The organism is Methylophaga sp. UBA2513 (assembly GCF_002341285.1).
GTDB classification, from domain to species: domain Bacteria; phylum Pseudomonadota; class Gammaproteobacteria; order Nitrosococcales; family Methylophagaceae; genus Methylophaga; species Methylophaga marina.
On record NZ_DDNT01000021.1, the window covers coordinates 325,218 to 329,296 of the forward strand.

The window sequence follows — 4,079 nt, forward strand, 5'->3', positions numbered from 1 at the left end:
TTGGGGATCCCCAAACAACGCATGTTACGTTCAGTTGTTAAGTATGGCCTGACAGATATTACCGTTGATTTTGAAGAGGGCACGGATATTTACTGGGCCCGCCAACAAGTCGCTGAACGTCTTTCAGCCATTAACGATACCTTACCAGCCGATATTCAAGGTGGACTGGCACCGTTAACGACACCTTTAGGTGAAATGTTTATGTTTACAGTAAACAGTCCCACGTTGGATTTAATGCAGCGACGTGAATTACTGGATTGGGTTATCAGACCAGCCTTGCGTAGCGTCGAAGGTGTGGCTGATGTGAATTCATTAGGCGGTTATGTCAAAACTTTTGAAATTATTCCGGATTTAGCCAAGCTGGCTGCATTAAATATCAGCCTTGCCGACATCCAGCACACATTGGAAATGAATAATCGTAATGATGGGGCAGGACGCATCGATGAAGGCGAAGAGGTATTACTGGTTCGTGCACAAGGCAGTCTACAAAATCTGGATGATATAAAACGTTTAGTGGTTAAGTCAGATGCAAATGAACCCGTTTTATTGTCACAAGTGGCAGAATGCCGAATTGGTTCGCTGACACGTTATGGTGCGGTCAGTGCCAATGGACAGGGGGAGGCCGTTCAAGGTCTGGTATTGGGTTTGCGCGGTGCTAATGCCAAGAAGGTTGTCGCCGGTATCGAAAAACGTCTCGCCGAGTTACAACCCTCATTACCAGATGATGTGACGATCGATGTCTTTTACAACCGTGGCGAACTGGTCGCTGATGCCATTCATGGCGTGAATAAAGCATTGATTGAAGCCGTCGTATTAGTCTTGGTGTTTTTACTGTTATTCCTCGGTGATATCCGTGCGGCTATTGTGGTAGCGCTTGTGTTACCACTATCTGCCATGATTACTTTTATCATGATGCGTCAGTTTGGTTTATCAGCCAACTTGATGAGTTTAGGTGGTTTAACCATTGCCATCGGTATGCTGGTTGATGCCGCCGTGGTTGTGGTTGAAAACATCGTTTCACAATTAGCAGATAAATCACGGGCTGCGGTGCTGCCAAGACTGCATTTAATTTATCGTGCAGTGAAAAATGTCTCGGTCCCTGTCACCTCAGGCATCATCATTATCGTTATTGTTTTTCTGCCATTACTGACTTTACAGGGGCTGGAAGGAAAGCTGTTTATTCCCGTGGCCTTGACGATTGTATTTGCACTGGCCGGCTCCTTACTTTTATCACTGACAGTGATTCCTGTGCTGGCCTCTTTTTTACTGAAACACGTCTCTCATGATGAACCGTTGTTACCGAGACTATTAAAAAGACTCTATTCACCGGTATTAGCCTGGTCTCTGGATCATACAAAAAGCGTGGTGGTGATAGCGTTACTGTTATTAGCATTTGCTGCCGTTTTATACACCCAAGTGGGTAAAGCCTTTATGCCGGTAATGGACGAGGGCGACTTGATTGTGCAATTAGAAAAATTGCCTTCAATCACCTTGGAGCAGTCAGTCGCTTTAGATAAACGCGTGCAACAGACATTATTAAAAAATGTGCCGGAAATTACTGGCGTAGTGGCTAGAACAGGGGCAGATGAACTCGGGTTAGACCCAATGGGATTAAACGAAACAGATATGTTTTTAATCCTGAAACCACGTGAGCAATGGCAAGTTGCAACAAAAGAAGACTTAAAGCTAAAAATAAGGCAGGTTCTGGAACAATTTCCAGGTTTGAATTACGGGTTTACACAACCAATTGAAATGCGTGTGTCAGAAATGCTCACGGGTGTCAGAGGTGATCTTGCCATCAAAATATTTGGTGAAGACGGTGAAACGCTCAATGAGCTAGCGAAACAGGTTGTGCAGGTCGTTTCCGGTATTCAAGGCGCTGAAGATGTCATCACCAGCCAGAATGATGGGGCGCAGTATTATCAAATTGATCTGAATGCGTTAACACTAGGTCGTTTAGGCTTAAGTGTTGAAGATGTATTACCACAATTACGCATGCTGGTTCAGGGAAGTCAGGTAGGCACGATTTATCAAGGGGCCAGACGATACCCTCTGGTCATTCAAGGTGAACGTAACTTACAGAAAATGGCTAGTTTGTTTGCGCATGCACGATTAAATGTCGCCGGTAACAGACAGGTGCAAATTTCTGATCTGGCTACATTAAGACGCGTTGAAGGACCTGTGTCTATTCGTCGAGAGCAAGGACAGCGTATGACGGTCGTAGTAGCAAATGTCGCTGATCGTGATCTAGTGAGTTTTGTTGAAGAAGCCCAGGCGGCGGTAGCAAAAAACATCAAGTTGCCTAGTGGTTATCAGTTTTCCTGGGGCGGTCAGTTTGAAAATCAACAGCGAGCAGCTAAACGCTTAATGGTGGTCATTCCTGTAGCTTTATCTTTAATTTTCTTATTATTGTTTTCCACTTTTCGTTCCCTACGCCAGGCCATACTGGTCATGAGTAATGTGCCTTTTGCTATGGTGGGCGGGATAACCGCACTTTGGCTGACCGGTGAATACTTATCCGTACCAGCTTCTGTTGGCTTTATCGCCTTACTAGGTATTGCTGTATTAAATGGCGTGGTAATGGTGAGTTACTTTAATGAGCTGTTAGAAACAGGTATGGCAGTAGATGATGTAGTCAGAGAGGGCGCGATGCGTCGCTTAAGGCCCGTGATGATGACGGCCACCATTGCTGCCTTCGGTCTCGTGCCCTTACTGTTTGCCAGCGGGCCTGGTTCAGAAATTCAGCGGCCATTAGCCATTGTGGTTATCGGTGGTCTGGTCAGTGCTACCTTGCTAACCCTGGTTTTATTGCCATTATTATTCAGACGATTTGGAGTCGCAAAATGACATGTTTATTGGCACTGATTGTGAAGCCGACATTAGAAGCAGCATTAAGTGACTGGTTGTTATTACATCCATCCATTGACGGCTTTACTACACAACAAGCGTCTGGGCATGGTACTGGACACCCTATGAGTATTACCGAGCAGGTGGCAGGGCAACGGCAACAATTGATTTACTGGTTAGAGCTGGATTCTGCGATAGCTAGTACTATAATTGATGAGTTGGCAGCGAATTTTTCAGGATCAGGAATTCATTACTGGCAATTACCGTTATCAGCAAGTGGGCTTATTCGCTAATCGCTTCTTTTGCCTGTTTTTGCATACGTTTTTCTAAGTCCTGCCATAAAGATAAACGGGATGAACCACCGACACGTTGGCCTTCGCCGCGTGACTTGGCCAACCACAAACCAGTACCGTTAAAACTATAAACAGGGGTTAAATCGTTACGCTGGCTGGCAGGTTTGATTTCAGTGATTAAGTTATCCAGCACTAATGGCACAGAGCGTTTTGTTTTGAAGTAGGTCAGTACCATATGAGCTTGATTTAATTCTTTTGCTTTAACGTAGGTGATACGTAATTTGTCTTCATCAACACCTAACTCTTTCAAGGTGAAATATTTGGCTATTGAATAGTCTTCACAGTCACCACCGCCGATAGATAGCATTTCCAGTGGGGTTGCCCAGTAGTCTTTTTTATTCCAGAGATCGATGTCATCGATAAACAACACATTGGTGTTAAAAAATTGATTTACCAGTGCCAGCTTTTCAGCTTCCGGTAAGTCTTTATTTTCGTCCACTAGTTTTTGCCAGTCTTCGACACGCTGACGAGCAAATTTATTATATTGCGCCTCAATATTGTCTAACACACGTGTGCTGATATTGAGATCAGCGACAAGCGGCAACGACAATATCAAACATGTCAGTATCAGCAATAACGACAGAGGGCGTTTAAACAGCATGGATAGCTCAGACTTTAACGACTGATACCGTAGATGCCAGCTTGTTTAACAATCGCAAAATCTTCATCGTTTGTGACTGCCTCAGCAAGTACTTTGATATCCAGCAAGCGAGAGACTTCATGCATAATTTCCAAAAAGTCTGGTTTACTGGCGTTACTACCAATGTTCTGTGTCAAATCACGTGCGAGTCTGATGTAATCCAGATGCAAATGTCGTAACTCATCAATGGCAATAATATCGGCAGAATAACGTTTGATAAGACTATTTGCGCCCAATGA

The 4,079-nt window shown here is 44.3% G+C and carries 4 protein-coding genes; 2 read left to right on the top strand and 2 right to left on the bottom strand.

All coding sequences use genetic code 11. The annotated features are described in order from the left end of the window. On the top strand, positions 1–2,847 hold a 2,847-nt coding region (locus B3V56_RS14095; RefSeq protein WP_289284441.1), incomplete at its 5' end, for an efflux RND transporter permease subunit. After that, positions 2,844–3,140, top strand: a complete 297-nt coding sequence (locus B3V56_RS14100) for a DUF3240 family protein (protein ID WP_286304577.1) — start codon at positions 2,844–2,846, stop codon at positions 3,138–3,140. The genes B3V56_RS14095 and B3V56_RS14100, both read left to right, overlap by 4 nt. Here the strand turns inward: B3V56_RS14100 and B3V56_RS14105 are convergent. Next, complete coding sequence (locus B3V56_RS14105) at positions 3,130–3,801, bottom strand: transglutaminase-like cysteine peptidase (protein ID WP_289282128.1); 672 nt, start codon at positions 3,799–3,801, stop codon at positions 3,130–3,132. The genes B3V56_RS14100 and B3V56_RS14105 overlap by 11 nt on opposite strands. Before the next feature lie 14 nt (positions 3,802–3,815). Next, on the bottom strand, positions 3,816–4,079 hold a 264-nt coding region (locus B3V56_RS14110; protein ID WP_289284442.1), incomplete at its 5' end, for an EAL domain-containing protein.